Here is a 20676-nt window from a genome sequence, read left to right on the forward strand (position 1 = left end):
GCAAGACAAATGAGAATGGCTATTGTTTAGAAGGCTAGAGAAGATGTCGATTTCCCTCCTCTACAACTTTTTTCCTAATCCTTGGAAGCACGATACCTTGCCATTCACAGTATCAACAATTTCTTCTAAAAAACTTAGAGGCTAGGACATTTGTCCCAGCCTCTTTTTTGATTTATCCCAAAACGGTTCGATAATTTGCCATACTTTCCACTTCTGCTGCTAATTCTTGCCTTTGGACAGCCTCAGCCAAACGCTCTGGTGACTGCAAAAGCCCTCGTAAGGTAGTTACCATATCTAAGGCTTGATCAGCTTGAAAAATATGCTGGTGAGCCACATAGTGCCTATTGTGCACGGTCTTATGAAAGGCAAAAATTGGCAAGCGATTTTCAAAAGCCCTCCGGATGCTCAAAGCAACCTCATTCCCATGATTGATATCTAAGTAAAAGGTACATTCTTTAAATAACTGCTGTATTCTGGTTTGTGAAATATTAGGATAGAGAGTGACATTATCACACTTAGCAAAATCCATCAGCCGCTGAGACATCTCAGTCAATGCCCCAATATGGAAATGACATTGTGGTAACTCCTGAACAAGGAGAGACAGTTGTTCAATATTATCCGAATTGGTCATCACAAAGGCTTTATTACCAGCAATTGGTTCTCGCTTAAATGGGTACTGGAAACCAAGAAAAGCCAATGCGTTTTTCTCTTCGTCAGAAACTAATCTTAGCATACGCTGGTAGACATCACGATTTTGCACGACGATTTTGGTCGCTCTAAGACCAGATTTTTTCAGTAAAAGGGTCATATTCCCCGGAATGCTATCACCAAGACCTTCCTGCCAAAAGAGAACATCTTCTCCTGCCTGTCCCAAGCGATAAGCCACTAAAAATGGGGTCGAGAGCGAGTTGTAAAAAATACGATCAAGATTGAATCCCGCCACGTTCAAATAATAAATGATCAATTCTGACTTGTTCTTAAAAAGATGCGTTTTTCCAAGATGTTCAAGTAAAATATCTCCTGTCACATGGTTTTCGACTAGAACTTCTCGTCCTTCAAACGTAAAGTAGCTGGTATGGGTCGCTTGGCCATTAGCATTGTAAATCGTCTGAGCATGGCGATGACCATACTTATTATAGCGGTCGGTGATGCGCAAACATCCCTTTAAATCAAACCAATCCACTGACTTGACCTGCCTCAGATGACTCGGTGCAGCATAATGAATCAAACCACGTCGCTGATGATAATCGTAGATTTCCCCTTGATTATTGTTGCTTGCAATTTCCCAAAAATCAGGGACTTCAATCTCATTAAAGTAAAGAGGCCGCCCCTTAGCCTTATCAAAGCCTGTGAAGAACAAATAAGGTGAGGTCACATCATCGGGTAAAAAGCCATCATCATTGATAACGACTGTCGGGTGAGTGTAGCCTGACTTGAGTAAGGAAAAATGCAAATCCCAACTACTTTGATGATAGCTATCAAATAAATTAAGCATGGCTGACCTCCTTGATTAATTGTCCCCACTTAGCTTCCACCTTATCCCTTAGATAATCACTAGCCAAGGCATAGGAAACCTGATGCAGCTTCTCTAGGTCATGATGCCTAAAGATCTGAATGATCTTTTCTGCAAACTGCACCACAATTACCTTTTCATCATCAATATCTGGGCGCGGAATCATATAACCATTTTCCCCATCTCTGATAAAGGTTTGATTTCCATAGCGCACATCAAAGCCGATCAAAGGAAGACCTGAACCCACTGCTTCCAGTAAAGTCAGGCCAAATCCCTCACTTTTTGAAGCCGACAGATAAAGCTGATAATCTTGATAAATGTCTGTTAAGTCATGGTGCCCGCACAATCTAATATAAGATTCTGCCTGATTTTCCTTAATGATATCACGGATTTTACTGTCTTGACCACCTACACCATAAATATCAAAGGTAAGCTCAGGTAAGACTTTTCTCGCCTCGATGACTGCTTTTGTTAACCAGTCGACATGCTTCTCGGTAGCTAAACGTGATGCTGTGATTAAACTAAAGGGCTTGCGCTCTTTAGTTGGCTCGCGTAATTGATCTAAACTACCAACTGGAATGGCATAAATAACTGGACGATGCTTGGTGTACTTTTGAAACTGCTCGCTAACGAGCTCTTTTTGTTTCTCTGTGGCAGTTACAAAAAAATCAATCTTATCAGCGTTGGTAAACTGATATTCATAATAATTGTTCCAGAGAATGGTATCTTCTGTTACCGCATTTTCACTAAAGTGCTCCGCATGAATGACAACGCCAACCTTTGCAGGCTTAACATTTCTCAAAACAGCCTGACCCGTACCAGTTGCTCGATCTAGAATAACGATATCCTGTGCAGTCATCTTTAATGCTTTAATAAAATGCCCAATCAATTCTTCCTTTGAATAGAAAATCGCATTTTTTAAACGGTAGAGTTTGGAATCTCCATCAATAATTTCCTCCAAACCAACGCTACCATCTCGATTAAAGAAGCGTCGCATGTAAAGATGAGCCTGATTGTCTCGAGGAGTATAGTACTCAGTAAAACTTCTAATATCAGTATAGAAGTCCTTACGGATTAAATGCCCTCCTGAAACATACTCGACTCGATGAACAATGTCTGTATTTTCCTGTTGCAAATAAGCGGTTAGAAAGGTATCTTGACCTTTCATAAAATAGCGGACAGAATTGTTTCCCTTTTCGACACGGTCCACCTCTCCATCAAAAGACTGAAGCAATTTAGCCAAAGTCATGGTCGTAGGGCCAATTTTTTGATCCGTAAAATAAGTATAGAGCCAGATAATCTGCTCATCCTTAAAGCCAATATTCCTAGTCAAATCCGAAATATTAGCTTGAGGAATGAAGTCCATAAAAATAAACTTAGCATCAACCCCAATATTGGCAAAAACTTTTGAACGATAGGCTTGGGCATACTCCACTCCAGAGCTGGCCCAGCCAATTCCTAAATTAATGTTGTAAATGGTCATATTTCTATTTCCCTATCCTGATTAGCTGATCATGCCACAATTGTCTAGAGGAGCTTCGTATGCGAGAACCTGCTTGAGACTGATAGCCTTTTTCTGAATCCTATCTTACAATAAAAAGATCTCAACTGCCCTACTTAGCCAAGTCTGAGTCGTATAAGCGATTGATTTAATGGTATCAGCATGCTTTAGCTCCCTACGCTAGCCAGTATTCTTTAAGAAAGAAGTGCCGACTCTTCATCAGTTCTTACCTCTCATCATTTCAAACTCCAGCCGCCGTCAATGGTGATAATCTGGCCTTGCATGGAGGCGAGTTTGCCAGTAGCCAACATGAAGGTCAGCTCTGCTATTTCGCTGGGCTGACTCCAGCGTCCAATCGGGGTCTGGTCTGCCACCCAGTCCGCCAAGCCTCCAGGCTCAAAGTCCTTCTGGGTCATGCCTGTCCGGACAGCGCCTGGGGCGATGCCAAAGACCTGGACCTTGTCCTTGGCATAGTCCAGTGCCAGCTGCTTGGTAAAGCCTGCCAAAGCGTGTTTGGAGGCGGTGTAAGCTGATCCTCCTCCACCTGCTAGACTGGAGGCAATGGAGCACATATTGATAATGATGCCGGACTGTCTGTCCACCATTTGCTGTAGATAAGGACGAGTTAGTCTGGTCACCGCGAAAAAATTCACCGCGAAGACCTGAGCCAATTCATCCTCCGCAATATCGAGGTGGGGACGGTAATCGTCTAGAATGCCTGCGGTGTTACAAAGGACATCAACTGTCTGGCACCATGAAAAGACGGGTGCTAAATCGCCAGTCAGGTCCAGCTGTAGAAAATGGAAATCACCTGCCAAATCAGGCTTGCTGGCCTGATCAATCCCGTAGACACGCCAGCCATTTTCCAAAAAAATCTCTGCCTGCGCTAGCCCAATGCCGCTGGAAACGCCGGTGATGAGGGCTGTCTTAGTCATGGACTTCTACCCAGTCGATCGCAAGGACGTCGCAAGGGGTCGGGCTCCACATGGAGAAGCCTTCGCCCTCGCCTGTCACGTTGATGAGGAAGTAGGGCGTCGCCTCCAGCTTTTGCCCGTGGACCTCGATGGTGTCAAAGAGCTGGACGTAATTCTCCGCTCCGCCCCAGCCTGTGCGAACGTACTTTTTCTTGGCCTTGAGGCCTGGTAAAATCTCTTCAAATGTCATGGTTTACTCCTTTGTGAATTCGTCTGTTAGGGTGAGTTTTCGCTGTATGTTCTGATGGTGACAGGCAAGCTTTTAGTTACGTTGTTCAAACTGCTCCAACTCCCTATAAGGCGTCTTATAACCAATCTGCAAAATCTTATCACCCTCAATCAAAATCGGACGTTTGATTAGCATACCATCTGCTGCTAAAAGCGATATGGCTTCATCTAAAGATAAACGGTCTAATTTATCCTTAAGCCCCAATTCTCGGTAACGATTACCTGAGGTATTAAATAGTTTCTTCAACTCAAAACCAGCAGCTAACCAAGACCTGATGGCCTCCTGACTTGGCGGTGTTTCCTTTATATCAATAGCTTGAACAGCAAGTCCCAACTGTTTCAGCTCTGCTTTTGCCTGACGGCAAGTCGAACATTTAGGGTATTCATAAAAAATCATGAAGCTTCTCCAATTCTAACAATGCTAACTTACGATCAATACCACCAGCATAGCCGACCAACTTTCCTCCTGCTCCAAGGACTCGGTGGCAAGGAATAATAATAGACAAGGGATTTTTTCCGACAGCTCCACCAATAGCTTGTGCTGAATGACAGCCTAATTGACTAGCCAATTCTCCATAGGTAACCACTTCTCCGTAGGGGATTTCAGCTAAAGCAGACCAGACCCTGTGTTGAAAAGCTGTCCCCTGTGGGTTCAAGGGCAGTTCATTGACACTGGGTTTTTGATGGGCAAAGTAACGATCCAACCAAGTCGCTGTTGCTCTTAAAATATCCGTTTCCTGCTCCGCTATTGCTAGCCCTTCAAAACCACGCAAATAATACTTCTGTTCTTTGAAATACACCCCTACTAAAGCATCTGGTTGAGCTAAAAGAAGCATGGAACCTAATGGAGAGTGATAGGAAAGTTGAAATAAGGATGTCATCATAATGGTCTTTCTAATGATTACAATCAATCCAAAGCCGCTAGTTCAGCCACTTCCTGATAATAGGCTTTCTCAGATTTTCGTTTAATTTTTTGATAAGCTAAGCGTTCTCCATCAAGGGGAATCTTGCCGCAGTAAGCATAACCTAACTTTTCCAAAATATGTTGCATTATCGTATTTTTCTCATGCGTATCGCATCGAAAATCTGGACCATCGTGCGCTTCTATTAAGCCTTGTAAAAAGGTTTGAGCCACCTTTTGACCGCTATAGTCACTGGCAACGGCAATGCGATGAAAAACCGTGTAGCGAGGGTGGTTGTGTTGCCATTTGCCATCGTAAATCTTCTCATAGGCTTCTTCTTGACCAATTATGACAGCAGCGTAAGAAACAATTTTCCCATCAATTAACCCAACCCAACCACGTGTCATTAAAACATCGTCAAAAATATGGGACTCCGCAGGATAACTGCCCTGCCATTGATCACTGCCTGAGGCTTTCAAAAAAGCCCTCGCTTCTTCTATAATCTCCATAATCCGTCCTATTTCATTTGGGTGTGCTAGTCTTATTTCCATCATCATTCATCCAGAGGAAATCCCTCTTTCCTTTCAATTATATTTCTGAGCATTCCTTTTTATCTTACTATTTTTAACTACTTTTTTCAAAATTTTGCCACCTATGGTATAATCTAACTGACTTAAAGGAGGAAGATATGATTACCAAAGAATATTGCGCTGAAAATCTAACAGACCTGCATCGCTTAGTGGGGACCGATATTACACGAGTCGAACTTTGTGATAATCTAGCTGTTGGCGGTACCACTCCGAGCTATGGTGTCATCAAAGAAGCCAATCGTTATCTACACGATCACCATATTAGCTCTGCCATTATGATTCGCCCTAGAGGAGGCGATTTCGTCTATAATGACATCGAGTTAAAAATCATGGAAGAAGATATTCTTCGCGCTGTTGAACTTGAGAGTGATGCTCTGGTCTTTGGCATCTTGACAGAAGACAATGACATTGATAGTGATGCCATCGAAAGCCTTATTCCTGCCACTCAAGGACTTCCATTGGTCTTTCATATGGCCTTTGACCTTATCCCTAAAGAACGGCAAAAAGGGGCTTTGGATCACTTAATTGAACTTGGTTTTACACGTGTATTGCTTCACGGCTCTAGTGATAAGCGTCCTCTGTTAGAAAATGCTGAGCACATTAAAGACCTTATTCAACATGCTAATAATCGCATTGAAATCATGATTGGTGGCGGTGTGACTGCCAATAACTATCAGGAACTATCACTCCTAACAGGGGCACAACAGGTACATGGCACAAAGTTGATCTCCGAATAAACAAAAATAGCTCAGGATTGCCTGAGTTATTTTTGCAGTTTCTCCGCTGCTGCCCGGTCTAAAATTAAGATAAGATTTGGGTGCTTTTGTAAGATACTTGCAGGTACTTGCTCTGTAATAGGGCCATGAACCGTCTGATAAATAGCATCTGCTTTTTCAGCACCATAAGCCATGAGAACAATCGTTTTAGCTGCCATAATAGAAGCGATCCCCATGGAGATAGCCTGTTTTGGCACCTGATCAATAGTCTCAAAAAATCGGCTATTGGCCTCAATCGTTGAAGGGTCTAAATCAACCAGATGCGTTTTCCAATCAAACGGTGTTCCTGGCTCATTAAAACCAATATGACCATTTCTTCCGATGCCTAAAATTTGAAAATCAATGGGATATTCCTCCAAGATGTGATTGTAATGAACCGTTTCAGACACTAAATGTTCCGCCATGCCATTTGGAATATAGGTAGCCTTAAAAGGTTTCACCTTAAACAGCTGCTCCTGCATAAAATGAGCATAGGACTGGTTATTATCTGCAGTCAGGCCAACGTACTCATCTAAATTTATTGCTGTCATCTCTGAAAAATCTAAATCAGATTCTCTCATAAGACGATAGAGTTCTAGTGGGGTTGATCCTGTGGCCAGTCCCAAGGTTTTTGCACCTTGCCTCAAGGCATCTTTCAACAGTTTAAAAGCTACTTCTCCCCCCATCTCTGGGTGCTCAACAACCATCACTTTCATTATCCTTCTCCTTTTTTGGTATATACCAATATTTATAATATAATATTATGTTATTTAATCAAAAAAGTCAAGTCTTTTGAGCGAGATACTTGACACTACTTAGTAATAAATTCTAAAATAACTACATAGTGATAAAAACACTAATCATCTTTAGAAAATGAGGAAATCCTATGTCAAACTTTGCAAAACTTCAAGAAACTCGTCGTTCAATCTATGCACTTGGTAAAGACTTGCCAGTATCAAATGAGGAAGTGGTAGCGCTTGTTGAGAAAGCTATGAAAGAATCACCTTCATCTTTCAACTCACAATCAAGCCGTGCGGTTGTGCTTTTCGGTGCTGAATCAGATGCTTTCTGGAATGAAATTGCCTACAGCGAATTGGAAAAAGTAACACCAGCAGAAGCATTTGAAGCTACAAAAGGTCGCTTAGCTGGCTTTGCGGCAGGTGCAGGTACGATCTTGTTCTTCGAGGATCAAGATGTTGTCAAAGGCTTGCAAGAAAACTTCCCACTTTACGCTGAAAACTTCCCAATCTGGTCTGAGCAAGCTCACGGTATCAACCTGTACGCAGTATGGTTGGCTTTCGCTGAGAAAAATATCGGCATGAACGTACAACACTACAACCCATTGGTTGACGCACAAGTTGCAGCAAAATACGGTATCCCAGCTAACTGGAAACTCCGTGCTCAAGCACCATTCGGTAGCATTGCAGCTCCAGCAGCAGATAAAGAATACATGGCGGATAGTGACCGTGTAAAGGTTTTTGGTAACTAAGTTAGCCAAACGTTCCCTAGACATCTAGGGAACGTTTTCATTTCCAAGAAGGCAGCTATCCGTCATTTCATTATTTCACTTGACGTGGTATAATAAATAAGCATATTTTGAAAGAAGTTGAGAATGATGAATACCAAAGATTTTGATTTTTACCTGCCAGAAGCATTGATTGCCCAAACACCACTTGAAAAACGTGACAGCTCACGCCTTTTAATCTTAGATAAAACGAAAAAGACCCTCACTGATAGCCATTTTGATCATATCATTGACCAACTCAATCCTGGTGATGCTCTTGTCATGAACAATACTCGTGTTCTACCTGCTAGACTACATGGAGAGAAACCTGATACCCACGGCCATGTCGAATTTTTGCTCCTAAAAAATACGGAAGGTGATCAATGGGAGGTCCTTGCTAAACCAGCAAAACGCCTCAAAACAGGCACTAAGGTTTCCTTTGGGGATGGTCGCTTAACAGCTACTGTTATTAAAGAATTGGAACATGGTGGCCGTATTGTCGAATTTCATTACCAAGGCATTTTCTTAGAAGTTTTGGAAAGCCTCGGCGAAATGCCGCTCCCTCCTTACATCCATGAAAAACTGGATGACCGTGAACGTTATCAGACTGTTTATGCTAAAGAAAATGGTTCTGCGGCCGCTCCTACTGCCGGACTCCATTTTACTAATGAATTGCTAGAAAACATTCAAAATAAGGGAGTCAAGCTTGTTTACCTAACCCTTCATGTTGGTCTTGGAACCTTCAGGCCTGTCTCTGTTGACCATGTTGACGATCATGACATGCATTCTGAGTATTATAGCTTGAGCCAAGAAGCGGCTGACACCATCAATCAAGTCAAAGCCTCAGGTGGACGTGTCGTTGCAGTCGGGACTACTTCTATCCGTACCTTAGAAACAATCGGCAATAAATATAATGGGGAAGTCCGCGCTGACTCTGGTTGGACGAATATTTTCATCAAACCAGGCTACAATTTCAAAGTCGTCGATGCCTTTTCAACTAACTTCCACTTACCAAAATCAACCTTGGTCATGCTAGTCTCAGCCTTTGCTGGACGTGACTTTGTCCTTGAAGCCTACAAACATGCCGTGGAAGAAAAATACCGCTTCTTCTCTTTTGGAGACGCCATGTTTATCCAATAGCAAACAAGTCCTTTTGAGACTGTTCTTAAAAGGTAAGGACGGTAACCACTTCCTGCGAAATCCCATACCTCATATCTGATCCTATGGTCTCAAAAATTCCTGGTGGTAGAAATACTGATCGTCACACCGCTTATATCGCAGTAAAAAGTATCTGATAATGCTCGCAAGGTTTATTACCACTCCTTAAGCTAGCAAAACTTTTCAGCTTGTTTCTGGAGAAAATAATCTTTGCCTACATGCTAAAAGTCTCAAACAGACCTGTTTGAGACTTTTATTTTACCAAGCATAGTTTGGTTCCACACAGACAGTGGTTGACTGTAAGAGTTCTTCTACAGTCACTTTCTTAAGGCCACCATATACCGGGTCTGGAAAACCTGGATCCAGATAATACAAGTATTCAATATCTGTTCCATCAGCATTCATCTGATACCCAATCCCCAGAACATTATGCTCTCCCTTATAGCCAGGATACAAGGTGGAGACCTCAATGGTATAATACATTGGATAGCCATCTGCTATATTCTGCTTAAGCCGTTTTTTAAATAAGGCTTTATCTGCTTCCACATCAGTCACAGTAGCAAGACGGTAACCAGATTGTTGGTCTGAAGGATTAGCATAACCAAACAGGTGCTGATTAAGAACTTCGATGGCATTGACGTTATGCGTGCCAAATGAAGTGTCCGTTTTCATCTCCACTGCTAAGGTCTCTTGACTGACATCGATTCCCTTGTAGGACAAGAGCATACTGACAGTCGTTGGAGCACATGTTGTGGCTGCTCTCTGAATTTGTTGCGTCACATTTAACATCACTTTTTCCCCAGCTTTAGCTTGGGGTTGATTTGTTGTTGTGGTGGTGGTTTCTGCAGGACTTGTGCTGGTCGTTTCCGTACTCGTGCTAGCGCTAGTGGTCTCTGTGTCTTCCTTTGTTGTGGTGGTCAAGGTGGTTACAGTAACTGCTTTTGACACCCTTTCTGTTGATGGGCTTTCTTGTACTTTGGTAGAGATTAGAAAAATAATGGGAAAAGCTAATAATAGAACAACCGCGATAAGTCCTAGAAATAAAACCGATTTTTTCATAACAACCTCCTTGATACCATTATTATAGCACCATAACCTTCTGTGTTCAATATATTTTTATAAAAAATATCATCAAAATTAAACTAAAATGAGATGAACCGTAACCATGACCGAACAAAAAAGCATAACATCATCGGTCATAAACCTGACGCTATGCTTTTTAAGGTTTGAGAGAGGCATCTTATTCGGTTGTTGATGCTGTGGTTGACATTTCTGAAGACTCAGTGGTTTGTTCTGTAGCCAATTCAGCCTGAGCTGCTTCTGCTGCTTTAGCAGCTTCCTCAGCTTCTTTTTTAGCCTGATCACGCTCCGCCTTTTCTTGAGCCAAAACAGCTTCAAGATCTGCATTAGTCACATAAATACCGACTTCCATATCAACAATAGCTGAAGTGGTTAAGCTAGTAGCAATAGTTGAATAATAGGGGAGCTTAATAGCAATTTGGGATAGCGGCACACGGACCAGAACACCATTGGTCATGGTTAATTGTAACAAGTCCTTAGTGACAGATGTCTCAACTAAATCCACGCTGTTAATCTGACTGACCAAACTCTGATCTAGCTTTGCCAGCTCTGTTACTAGGGTCTGAACGGCTTCCTTATCCGTTAGGTTTACGGTCAAAAATTCTGGGGGTAATTCTGCTTGTGACACGACAGGCATACGAACCCCATTTTCTAAAACAGGCTGATAACCACTACTGGTCTGGGCATAGGCAATGATGCGATTTTCTGTAATGGCAATGTTAAATTTATTGGGAAATTCGTAAGTCATCTTTGCCTGTTTTACCCAAGGATTTGCCTCTACAATAGCTTTCTCATAGGCACTTTGATTGAAAAATACCGTGCTGATATAGTCTGATGTCCTAATCCCTGTTGACACTAAAATAGCCGATTTATCAGCCTTATCTAGTCCTGTCACCGTAAAAGCTTTAGATTTACTCAAAGGAGAAATAACAAAGAGCGATCCGAGCAGCACCAAAAAGGCAAGAAGGATAATCGAAAATAGCTTAGCAAGTGCACGTCTCACGGGACGTCTTTGGCTTCTCAGTTCCAGAGCTTTAGCCTTTTTAACACGTTTTGCCTCTTCTTTTAAAGCCTTTTTACTCGCCTTATCTAAGGGGATTTCCTCTTCTTGTTCAGAAAGATCTTCATCCTCTTCACTGGACTCCTCCTGGCTTTCCTCACCTTGGTTGTCCAAATCAAGAACGGCATCTCCTTCGCTTTCTGTAGGACTGTCTATTTCCTCTTCTTCTTGAACATTCTCCTCTTCTTCGGCAGCTTTTTTAGCTTCTTGACGAGCTAAAAATTCCTCATGACGCTTCTGCCATTCGGATTTTTCAAGGGTTTCCTCTGTTTCTAACTTATCATTTTCCTTAGTCATTTACTTTCCTTCAATAGCTTGGCTCAGTAGCTGATAAAAGCTATCTGGCTCTGTGATTTCATGAGAGTTTTTCATGGCCTCTTTATAGGTTTCTTCCTTTGAAAATAGCAAAGCTAACTTGTCTTTTAGAGCCTTGACCGATAGATCTGGCTCTAAGAGTTTTTCAGCATAACCTTTCTTAACAAAATAATCGGCATTTTCCAGCTGATCACCACGAGAAGCTTCTTTACCCAGCGGTACAATGACATGTAGTTTCTGCATGGCAAGTAGCTCAAAAATAGTGTTTGATCCACCACGAGTGATGACCGCGTCAGCCATTTCCATAAGAGGCTGATACAAGTCTGTCACATAGTCCACTCGATAAAGGTTTTTATCCAGTCGATTGAGACTAGGGTCGCCAGACACATTGATGATATTGAAATCAGTTGTCAGGTCATTCTGACTGATAAAATCATTAAAAACCCTAGCTCCAGCAGAACCTCCGATAAAAAGCAAGGTTTTCTTGCTAGAATCAAATTGGGCTTTGACAGCATCTATCTCTGCCTGAGGATAATCTTGTTTGGTTCCAATTTTAGTGATGGCTCCGACATGCTGGGTCTTGGTCAGCGCTTTAGGTTGCTCAAAGGTTGTGTACATGGTAGTCGCAAACTTATAGGCAATTTTATTGGCCAAGCCCATACTGAGATCTGACTCATGGACATAGACAGGTATGCCTAAGACCTTAGAGGCAATAACAGGCGGTACTGACACAAAACCTCCTTTTGAAAAGAGAGCCTGCGGACGCAGTTTTCCCAATATTACCAGTGATTGTAAAATCCCCCAAGTCACTTTAAAGACGTCTAGTAGGTTTTGCCAAGAAAAATAGCGGCGTAATTTCCCAGTCGCAATCGGATGAAAGCGAACCGATAAATGGGATTGGCTAATTTCTTTGTATTCGATACCATTTTTATCGCCGATATAGTGAACCTCCCAGCCTTCTTCCAAAAACTTAGGAATCAAAATCAGGTTAAGGGTTACGTGGCCAACGGTTCCGCCACCAGTAAAGACAATCGTTTTCTTTTTACTCATCATTTCTCATTCTTATGATTGTTTGTTAACGCATCAACTGTCGCTAGGAATTCTTCTCCTCGCAGTTCAAAGTTCTTATACATATCCCAGCTGGCATTGGCTGGACTGAGAAGCACAACATCTCCTGCTTCTGCTTGTTCAAAAGCAAGGTTTGTCGCGTCAGCCACATCTTTGGCATCTAGGTAAGGCACCCCTGCTTTATCCGCTGCTCGTTTCAGCCGCTCTGCAGATTGTCCCAAGAGAACCATGAGCTTCAAGCCTTCAATATCAGGAACTAACTCGTCAAATTCATTGCCTCGGTCAAGACCACCTGCAATCAAAATCGTTTTATGATTGTCAAATCCTGATAAGGCCTTTTGAGTCGCTAGAATATTGGTTGATTTTGAATCATTATAGAAGGTGACTCCTTTAACCTCCCCAGCATATTGTAGACGGTGCTTAACACCTCCAAAACTGCTCAGAGTCTCTTTGATGACTTGTGGATCAATGCCTAGCAATCTGGCTACAGCAATGGTTGCTAGGGCATTTTCCACATTGTGACTGCCTGGAACACCCACTTCAGACGCTTTCATGATTTCTTCATCTTTGTAATACAAGATGCCATCACGTAAGAAGGCTCCATCAACTACCTGATTTGTTGAAAAGGGTACTACTGTTGCCTGGGTTTCTTGTGCTAACGATTTTGCTAAGTCTTGATTAAGATTCAAAACGATAAAATCCTCTGATGTCATCTGTTTTTGCAGATTCCATTTGGCTGCCACATAATCCTCAAACTCACCATGATAATCTAGATGCGATGGCATCAGGTTGGTCACCACTGCAATATGAGGTCTAAAGCTTTCAACACCCATGAGTTGGAAAGAAGAGAGCTCCATAACCAAGGTATCTTGAGCACCTGCTTTTTGAGCCACTTCGGAAGCAGGAAATCCGATATTACCGGATAAAAGCCCTGATTTTCCTGCACGATTGAGCACTTCTGAAATCATGGTTGTTGTGGTCGTCTTGCCATTTGATCCCGTTATACCAATAATAGGTGCCTCAGAAATCAAATAAGCTAGTTCAACCTCTGTCCATACTGGAATGCCTTTAGCCAAAGCTTCAGATACCATTTTATTACTGTAAGGAATACCGGGATTTTTCACCATCAATTCAAAATCTTCTTCAAGCAGTTCAAGAGGGTGGCTACCACAAATCACTTTTATCCCTTCTTCTAACAGGGCTTTGGCTGAAGGATTTTCATCAAAAGGCTTGCCATCATTAACCGTGACAATAGCTCCGCTTTTAGCTAGTAGGCGAGCTGCAGCCTCCCCTGATTTCGCCAGTCCTAGGACCAATACTTTTTTATTTTCAAATTGTGTCAATTCTTTCATGAAATCTTACCCGTTCTATCTATTCTATTCTATCCTTACCATTTTACCCTTTATAGGCCTCTTTTTCAAGGTAAAAGCAGAGCAGAGTGCCACCATTAGTATCGAAAAAACTAGGCTAAGCCTAGTTTTTGAATGTAGACAAACTGCAGGTTCCATTTAAGCAAGCTAAAAAGCGCGCTAGTTTGAGATACGGTTACCGACTTTGCTAGCGAAAACAAACCTCTCCAGATACCTTTCGATCTGGTAAAAGTAGCAAAAATACTTGTATTTAGGCCGCTCAGAATTTTTCAGACTCTAGGCTCACAAATATTCCAAGGGAAGTTGCTACCGTCCCTACCACATAAGAAAAGGATCAAAAGGACTTTTTCTTTAAACTGAAGCTGGACTAAGCCTGGTTTTCAAACCATAAAGAAACTAGCTTGTCTCGTTAGCAGGATTCATATTGACCCTATGCCATTCATTGATTACATAGGCTAAAGAGGTTACCTGAGAATAGCCATAACCATTAATGGTTGCATCTGCTTCTGATGCCCCTCCAAAACCTGAAGTATAAAGAGCAATGCTATATGGTGTCTCTTCCATAACAATAGCATCGATATTAAGGGCTTCACGCACATAACCAGGTTTTTGATAGACCGTCACTCCCTTAACATGCTCTTCGTACCAAGATCCGGGAAAAGCTTGATCTAAAAAGGAGAGCAAGTCTTCATACTTGTCCTGATGCTGATAAAGGTAATCTAAAACCTGTGTATAATAACTGGTTGTGGTCTTATTTCCATCCATGGAAATTGTTGGAAAATAAGGATTTTTAGAGGTGCCATAACGATCAAACTGAGCATAGGCTTGGCCCATTCCTCCTAAACGATCGGCAAGTGCGTAGGCTGGAGTGTTTTCTGACAGCACAATCGAACCATACTGCATGTCACTAATGGTCATTTTGCCGCCATACTTAGCCATATAAGCATCGTGCTCTGGTTTATACTCATATCCCGTTTCAGAAATGTCGTAGGCTTGAGTTGATGATAGCTTTCCCTTATCCAAGGCATCGACAACAAGCATGTTTAAAGGCAGTTTATACGTGGAACCTGCGGTCATGAGCTGTGTGTCATTCATAGAAAACACTTCATTAGTTTCTAAGTTTTTATAAGTAAAAGCCACTTGCCAAGACTCCAAGCCTTGTTCCTCCAAAAAGGCTTTGACGGTGTCTTCCAAGCTCAAATGGGCATAATCATAATAAAGGTTTAGGCTATTCATTTGATCCAGGTCTTCTTGAACAACCCTATCTTTGTCATCTTGTGATTTATAGATCGGATTAACAGCTGAGCTTAGCTCTTGATCCCCTTTATTAACGACAGATGGATTTGAAAATAATTGCTTTCTCAAAGGAGGATAAAACAGAACAGCTAGAACAATTGCAATTGACAAAAAGGCTGCTATCTTTTCAGTGGATAAAGCCCTGCGATAATCCGAAAGCCGAGATGTCAAGTCAAACTTAGAAAAAGCATGCCTAAGACCACCTTTGTTGATGGCTGGATTAGTTTTAAAAACTGTCCTGAGTTTTTGGTAAAAAGAAATCGTTTGTTGAGGCTTCCCTTGTTTTGATTTATCCCTATGTCTCCGTTTAATCATAACTTCTCTATTATAAATGAATTTCCTCATCTGGACAAGAATTTTAAATGAAAAAACCAATCCCTGAAGAGACTGGTTTTTCCATTTGTTTTGATACCGGACTAGCTTTTTCTCGGAAAAAGATCGTTTCCGAGAAAAAACGTCACAGTAAACTAATCGTTTAGTTGCTGAGAGCTGCTTTGTAGAGCTCATCAACTTTGTTCCAATTAATTACTTCAAAGAAGGCTTTGATGTAGTTTGGACGGACGTTGCGGTAGTTGAGGTAGTAAGCATGCTCCCAAACGTCCAGTGCCAAGATTGGTTTCAAACCTTGCATGATTGGTGTGTCTTGGTTTGGTGTTGACAAGATTTCCAACTTGCCTTCTTTATTGACAACCAAGAAAGCCCAACCTGAACCGAAGCGTGTGGTTGCAGCTGCAGTGAAGGCATCTTTGAAGGCATCAAATGAGCCAAAAGTTGCATCGATGTCTGCTGCCAATTCAGCTGGTACTTCTGTTTTTTCTGGAGAAAGCAATTCCCAGAACAAAGCGTGGTTAAGGTGACCGCCACCGTTGTTGATAAGGGCTTGACGGATATCAGCTGGAATGCTCTCCACATCTGACAACAATGCCACCAAGTCTTCACCGATTTCAGGGTGTTTTTCAAGAGCTGCATTGGCATTGGCAACATAAGTCGCATGGTGCTTGTCGTGGTGAAGGGTCATGGTTTCCGCATCGATATGAGGCTCAAGCGCATCATACGCGTAAGGAAGGTCTGGTAGAATAATAGCCATATTGGATTCCTCTTTTCTTTATGATAATCTTATTTTAGCTAAAAATGTGAGAGCTTTCAAAGATTTTGACCAGCTTTTAACTGTTTTGAGAAAACAAACTTCAATCTGATCGCAGAGCCTATTCTTTTAGAAGCGATGAAACCTTCTCATCATACTTCAACATCAGGCTAACTATCCCAATAGACCTGGTACGTCCTCGTTTTTAGACACAAAAATATTACCAACCTTGATGAGTCTTAGGATTTGGTAAAAGCATCCTAGGTGACTATTATCTGGCTTACTAGCTCTTTCATGCGATCACGCATTGTTTGCTGCTGTCAGTTTTAATAAGAGAATGTCAAAAAGGTAATCTTTATCGTAAAGACCTGTCTTAATCTGGTAATCACACTCAATCAAGCTGACAACTGCCTTTTTTAAAAAGGTCAGAGAAAGGGGGCGACTGTCGCGGACAGCAAACCTCACCTGATAGGGATTGACTTTTCGTCCCATAAGATCAGACAAGTCCGCTACTATTGCTTGTTCACTTTTACCTTGACTTGCTAGTAGCTTAACCTGTAAAAACAGTCGAAACTGACCGAGCATAACAGCTATCAGTTTGATCTCATCCTCTCCTTGCAAGCGCAAATCGCGAACAAGATCACGCGCAGCATCAATATTTCCCAAGAGCACGTATCGACTCAAATCAAAGAGATTATCTTGCAGACTCTTGGGGATTGCTTGCGCAATGTCCTCATGAGTAATCAGCCCCTGCTTCTTATAGGACTTGAGGAAAGCCAGATTTTTTGAGGTGTCAGAAAAATCAAAGTTAGATACCCGCAAGAGTTCTTCAAAGACACCCGAGTCAAAGCCAAGTCCTACCTCATGTGCCCATTTTTGAAAATAAGTTCTAAACTCTGCCTCTTTAAGTGGCTCTGCTTCCAAGACTTTTGCGTCTCGTCTGAGTAATTTGACCAAGCGACGCTTGCCATCTAGTTTTCCTGGAGCCATAATAATCAGGCGTGTTGACGAGACAGGATTTTCCAGATAAGCTTCAAAGCGCTTGAGCTCTGCCTCTGTTAAAAAAGACTTTTTATCCGTCGTCACATCAGAAAAGTTATCAAAAATCACCACTTTTTCATCCGCAAAAAATGGCAAGCTTTCCAAATCCATCTCAGCACTAGCATAGTCCGATTCTGATAAATCAAAATAAGAGTAGGTTAAATCATCTTTATCAAAACCAATCGCTCGCATCAAACGCTCTTTAAGCAAACTATATTGACCTAAATCCTCACCGGTTATAAGGGTTATAGGACCTAGTGACTTTCTATCTAATGTCTTTACTTCTTCAATCGCAATCATGCCTTTATTATACCATAGCCAGGTCAAACTTGACTAATTTCTCATTTTTGTTATGATTAGATTATCATATTAGAAGTTGGAGAAATATTTATGGCTAAAAAACATCCATTTGCTAAAGGTGTGGTAACTGGTGTTATCGGTTCAATCGCTGCCGCTGCTGGTGCACTCTTTGCCGTTCACAAAACTATGATCGAACCAGAAGAGAAAAAAGCAGCTTTCATCGAGGAAAACCGTAAAAAAGCAGCACGTCGTCGCGTGTCTCGCTAAGCATTACAGACAAATTCCCCTCAAGTTCTAAGACTTGAGGGGAATTTTGCTATAAAAACATGAAAGCTATCCTTAGCATTGCCTGTAAATTTAAAACAGACACTGCCTTCACCTTAAAAGGAGATTCTAAGCCTGCACGGCTACTAAACTTTCTCCAATCGCTGCTAAACGCTCCGCCCATTCTGATTGACTCAAGCCATGTTCTGCCACATAGCGGTTTTTCTCATGAGCACGGCATTGGCTAGAACAGCCACGAACATACTTAGCTTCTGTCTCTTCAGACATGAAGATTTGTTTATTACAGAAAGGATTAGCACAGTTGACATAACGTTCACAAGGTTCACCTGTTATCATGTCATGTGAGATGATGGTCGGATTGACACGGTTAACTGGCACTGAAATGCGCTCATCAAAGACATACATAGCACCATCCCAAAGCTCACCCATAACTTCTGGATCTTTGCCATAGGTCACGATACCACCGTGAAGCTGACCGACATCTTTGAAACCTTCACGAACCATCCAGCCAGAGAATTTCTCACAGCGAACGCCTCCCGTACAATAGACAACCACGCGCTTTTCCATAAATTTCTCTTTGTTATCACGGACCCATTGTGGCAACTCACGGAAGTTGCGAATGTCTGGACGGATAGCTCCGCGGAAATGCCCAAGGTCATACTCGTAATCATTACGTGTATCGAGAACTACCGTATTCTCATCAAGCAAAGCTTCTTTAAATTGTTGCGGATTGAGGTATTCCCCTGTAATTTCAAGTGGGTTAATATCACTGTCAAAGTCATTATCTTCTAGACCAAGGTGAACGATTTCTTTTTTGTAACGCACAAACATCTTTTTGAAAGCATCCTGTGGTTCATCGTCAATTTTGAACCAAAGATCGCTAAAGCGCGGATTAGCATGAACGTAGTCCATGTACTTTTGAGTGGTTTCGTAGTCTCCAGAAACTGTACCGTTAATGCCTTCATCAGCAATTAAGATTCGACCTTTAAGACCGATTGACTTACAAAAAGCCAAGTGTTCTGCCGCATATTCTTTGGCATTTTCAATAGGAACGTATTTATAATATAATAACACACGAATATCGTTTGACATGTTTGTTTTCTCCTTTTTTGCTCTTGCAATGAGCAGACTAGACCTTTATTATACCTTGTCCTAAAGATTGGCTAAAGCTTTTTGCTTGTGGTATTTTTCACATATCCTACCATTCGACTACTGACCTTTTCAAGCATCTAGATCAGTTATTTCCTTAAAACATGATAAAATAAGAGAAGAACATGATTGAAAGTGAGACACCATGACCTACGAACTTTGCTTAGAATATGGAACTTATCCCCTAACCCCACAAGACGCCTTTGCTGAGGAACGAAAGAGTATCCCTGACTTTATTCAAGAAGATCACCAACTCTTGGCGCTCTTAGAGGAAATGAACCGCCTCTTCCACGAACTCTTTTTGACCATCGAATGTCAGTTCCACTACATCGGCTCAGAATACCCTGAAAAAATTGCTAAAATTAGAACTCTTTATGATCAGACGGCAGAATATCTCTCTACAAATTATCCTGACCAAACGATTCATGTCGAGCATTTTGTCTTGCACTAAACTATCGTCACCTCAAATCTAGCTGCTCCACTCAAAGATAAAACAAGGTCATCAAAAATTGATAGTGGGATAAAATCGATAAATCGCCATAAAATGATGATTCAGATTGAAGAAACCGTTCATCTTGGACGATTTCTTCAATCTTTTTTCTTTATGGTGAACATCAAAAACTCCTAGAAACATTGAAATATCAGTGGTTCTAAGAGTTTTATATTTTGCAATTCTATCAAAGACTATTTAAGTTTTATGGTTTTAAGGAGCTTATCTACGTTCTGAATCGTCATAACATGACAATTGTGATTCCACCTCCGTACAGTTGATTAGGATGGTTGCTATCACCTGCATGACAAACTTCCAATCAAGCACCGCATCAAACTGATCTATCTAAAATAAAATGAGGCAGAGCTTTTATCCAACCCTCATTTTATTTTTAGGACGACGAATCTAATCATCTCGGTTTACCATCAGTATTTTCTCACTATCAATATTATTATATCAAAAAAGGATTAAAAAAATAGACTTGTTTTCTGTTGAATTTATGCTATATTAAAAGTTGAAAAATACGTTTATCTTATATTTAGAAAGGAGAGACTACTGTCGGAAACAAAATTAGTAGGTAAAGGTATTTCAGTCGTCATTTTATTCATATAGCAAGAAAGGAGAATTTTGATGAAAAAACGAGCTTTGTTATGTAGTTTACTTACTTCTCTTTTTATGATTAGCGCTACTTCTAACGTAGCCGCTCAAGAACGTCCTGATATGCAAAAAATTGCCGATAATGCTTATATTATCCCTGATAAAACAGACACTGAACAAACCGTTTTTAACGTCAGTCAGGTTAACTACCGTTCAGCTGGTGTAGCTATCGGAATTGCTACCCGTCTTAAAACCATAACCATAAAAATAGTTGGTGAAAACGTTCCCGTTTCAAGAACATACTCCGAGTATTATAATTCAAGTTGGTATTATGGAACACTTCATTTGACAAAATTTGACCCTAATAGCAAAACAGCTACCTACTCTGGCATATTAGTGGTTCAAAACTGGTAAGC

At 41.4% G+C, this 20676-nt stretch carries 22 protein-coding genes; 6 read left to right on the top strand and 16 right to left on the bottom strand.

Annotation, left to right across the window (positions count from 1 at the left end; all coding sequences use genetic code 11):
- Positions 1-172: 172 nt before the first annotated feature.
- From gtfB to G575_RS0101590, 7 genes are all read right to left on the bottom strand, one after another.
- Complete coding sequence (gene gtfB / locus G575_RS0101560) at positions 173-1495, bottom strand: accessory Sec system glycosylation chaperone GtfB (RefSeq protein WP_027971175.1); 1323 nt, start codon at positions 1493-1495, stop codon at positions 173-175.
- Positions 1488-2996: an accessory Sec system glycosyltransferase GtfA gene (gtfA, locus tag G575_RS0101565; RefSeq protein WP_027971176.1), complete on the bottom strand. Its 1509-nt coding sequence runs from the start codon at positions 2994-2996 to the stop codon at positions 1488-1490. The genes gtfB and gtfA overlap by 8 nt, the downstream gene beginning before the upstream one ends.
- A gap of 254 nt (positions 2997-3250) precedes the next feature.
- Positions 3251-3949 carry a 3-oxoacyl-ACP reductase gene (locus G575_RS0101570; RefSeq protein ID WP_027971177.1) on the bottom strand — a complete coding sequence of 233 codons (699 nt, stop codon included), beginning with the start codon at positions 3947-3949 and terminating at the stop codon, positions 3251-3253.
- Entirely contained in the window at positions 3942-4178 is a 237-nt protein-coding gene (locus G575_RS0101575) for a DUF2829 domain-containing protein (protein ID WP_027971178.1), read from the bottom strand. The genes G575_RS0101570 and G575_RS0101575 overlap by 8 nt, the downstream gene beginning before the upstream one ends.
- 72 nt (positions 4179-4250) lie before the next feature.
- Positions 4251-4613, bottom strand: a complete 363-nt coding sequence (locus tag G575_RS0101580) for an arsenate reductase family protein (protein WP_027971179.1) — start codon at positions 4611-4613, stop codon at positions 4251-4253.
- Positions 4600-5097 carry a methylated-DNA--[protein]-cysteine S-methyltransferase gene (locus tag G575_RS0101585; protein WP_027971180.1) on the bottom strand — a complete coding sequence of 166 codons (498 nt, stop codon included), beginning with the start codon at positions 5095-5097 and terminating at the stop codon, positions 4600-4602. Before G575_RS0101585 ends, G575_RS0101580 begins: the two co-directional genes overlap by 14 nt.
- A 26-nt stretch (positions 5098-5123) precedes the next feature.
- On the bottom strand, positions 5124-5669 hold the full coding sequence (locus G575_RS0101590; RefSeq protein ID WP_027971181.1) for a GNAT family N-acetyltransferase: 546 nt from the start codon (positions 5667-5669) through the stop codon (positions 5124-5126).
- A 137-nt stretch (positions 5670-5806) separates the two neighbouring features.
- Here G575_RS0101590 and G575_RS0101595 point away from each other — a divergent pair, with 137 nt between their 5' ends.
- Positions 5807-6445: a copper homeostasis protein CutC gene (locus G575_RS0101595; RefSeq protein WP_027971182.1), complete on the top strand. Its 639-nt coding sequence runs from the start codon at positions 5807-5809 to the stop codon at positions 6443-6445.
- Between the two features lie 26 nt (positions 6446-6471).
- On the opposite strand, the gene G575_RS0101600 is transcribed toward G575_RS0101595, so the two are convergent.
- Positions 6472-7179: a glucosamine-6-phosphate deaminase gene (locus G575_RS0101600; RefSeq protein ID WP_027971183.1), complete on the bottom strand. Its 708-nt coding sequence runs from the start codon at positions 7177-7179 to the stop codon at positions 6472-6474.
- A gap of 170 nt (positions 7180-7349) precedes the next feature.
- Here G575_RS0101600 and G575_RS0101605 point away from each other — a divergent pair, with 170 nt between their 5' ends.
- Positions 7350-7952 carry a nitroreductase family protein gene (locus G575_RS0101605; RefSeq protein WP_027971184.1) on the top strand — a complete coding sequence of 201 codons (603 nt, stop codon included), beginning with the start codon at positions 7350-7352 and terminating at the stop codon, positions 7950-7952.
- 126 nt (positions 7953-8078) lie between these two features.
- Entirely contained in the window at positions 8079-9107 is a 1029-nt protein-coding gene (gene queA / locus G575_RS0101610) for a tRNA preQ1(34) S-adenosylmethionine ribosyltransferase-isomerase QueA (protein WP_027971185.1), read from the top strand.
- A 276-nt stretch (positions 9108-9383) separates the two neighbouring features.
- Here queA and G575_RS0101615 read toward each other — a convergent pair whose 3' ends face one another.
- The 7 genes from G575_RS0101615 to holA form a co-directional block, all read right to left on the bottom strand.
- Positions 9384-10184 carry a C39 family peptidase gene (locus tag G575_RS0101615; RefSeq protein WP_027971186.1) on the bottom strand — a complete coding sequence of 267 codons (801 nt, stop codon included), beginning with the start codon at positions 10182-10184 and terminating at the stop codon, positions 9384-9386.
- Between the two features lie 181 nt (positions 10185-10365).
- A complete protein-coding gene (locus tag G575_RS10920) occupies positions 10366-11562 on the bottom strand; it encodes a cell division protein FtsQ/DivIB (protein ID WP_037622442.1) in 1197 nt (398 codons plus the stop codon).
- Positions 11563-12630 carry a UDP-N-acetylglucosamine--N-acetylmuramyl-(pentapeptide) pyrophosphoryl-undecaprenol N-acetylglucosamine transferase gene (locus tag G575_RS0101625; RefSeq protein WP_027971187.1) on the bottom strand — a complete coding sequence of 356 codons (1068 nt, stop codon included), beginning with the start codon at positions 12628-12630 and terminating at the stop codon, positions 11563-11565.
- Complete coding sequence (murD, locus tag G575_RS0101630) at positions 12630-14000, bottom strand: UDP-N-acetylmuramoyl-L-alanine--D-glutamate ligase (RefSeq protein ID WP_027971188.1); 1371 nt, start codon at positions 13998-14000, stop codon at positions 12630-12632. Before murD ends, G575_RS0101625 begins: the two co-directional genes overlap by 1 nt.
- A 414-nt stretch (positions 14001-14414) precedes the next feature.
- The gene (locus G575_RS0101635) at positions 14415-15629 is read right to left on the bottom strand and encodes a serine hydrolase (RefSeq protein ID WP_083958803.1); all 1215 of its coding nucleotides are present in this window, start codon (positions 15627-15629) and stop codon (positions 14415-14417) included.
- Positions 15630-15789: 160 nt separating this feature from the next.
- Positions 15790-16401, bottom strand: coding sequence for a superoxide dismutase SodA (gene sodA / locus G575_RS0101640; RefSeq protein ID WP_027971190.1), 612 nt, complete (start codon positions 16399-16401; stop codon positions 15790-15792).
- A gap of 297 nt (positions 16402-16698) precedes the next feature.
- A complete protein-coding gene (gene holA, locus G575_RS0101645) occupies positions 16699-17739 on the bottom strand; it encodes a DNA polymerase III subunit delta (protein WP_027971191.1) in 1041 nt (346 codons plus the stop codon).
- 90 nt (positions 17740-17829) lie between these two features.
- Between holA and G575_RS11785 the strand changes: the two genes are divergently transcribed.
- Positions 17830-18006, top strand: coding sequence for a DUF3042 family protein (locus G575_RS11785; protein ID WP_083958805.1), 177 nt, complete (start codon positions 17830-17832; stop codon positions 18004-18006).
- A 126-nt stretch (positions 18007-18132) separates the two neighbouring features.
- On the opposite strand, the gene trhO is transcribed toward G575_RS11785, so the two are convergent.
- On the bottom strand, positions 18133-19116 hold the full coding sequence (gene trhO / locus G575_RS0101655; RefSeq protein ID WP_027971192.1) for an oxygen-dependent tRNA uridine(34) hydroxylase TrhO: 984 nt from the start codon (positions 19114-19116) through the stop codon (positions 18133-18135).
- A gap of 202 nt (positions 19117-19318) precedes the next feature.
- Here trhO and G575_RS0101660 point away from each other — a divergent pair, with 202 nt between their 5' ends.
- Together G575_RS0101660 and G575_RS0101665 are read left to right on the top strand one after the other, a co-directional pair.
- Positions 19319-19624, top strand: coding sequence for a hypothetical protein (locus G575_RS0101660; RefSeq protein ID WP_027971193.1), 306 nt, complete (start codon positions 19319-19321; stop codon positions 19622-19624).
- A gap of 669 nt (positions 19625-20293) precedes the next feature.
- Positions 20294-20674, top strand: coding sequence for a hypothetical protein (locus tag G575_RS0101665; protein ID WP_027971194.1), 381 nt, complete (start codon positions 20294-20296; stop codon positions 20672-20674).
- Positions 20675-20676 lie beyond the last annotated feature (2 nt).

This window comes from Streptococcus plurextorum DSM 22810 (genome assembly GCF_000423745.1).
Taxonomy (GTDB): domain Bacteria; phylum Bacillota; class Bacilli; order Lactobacillales; family Streptococcaceae; genus Streptococcus; species Streptococcus plurextorum.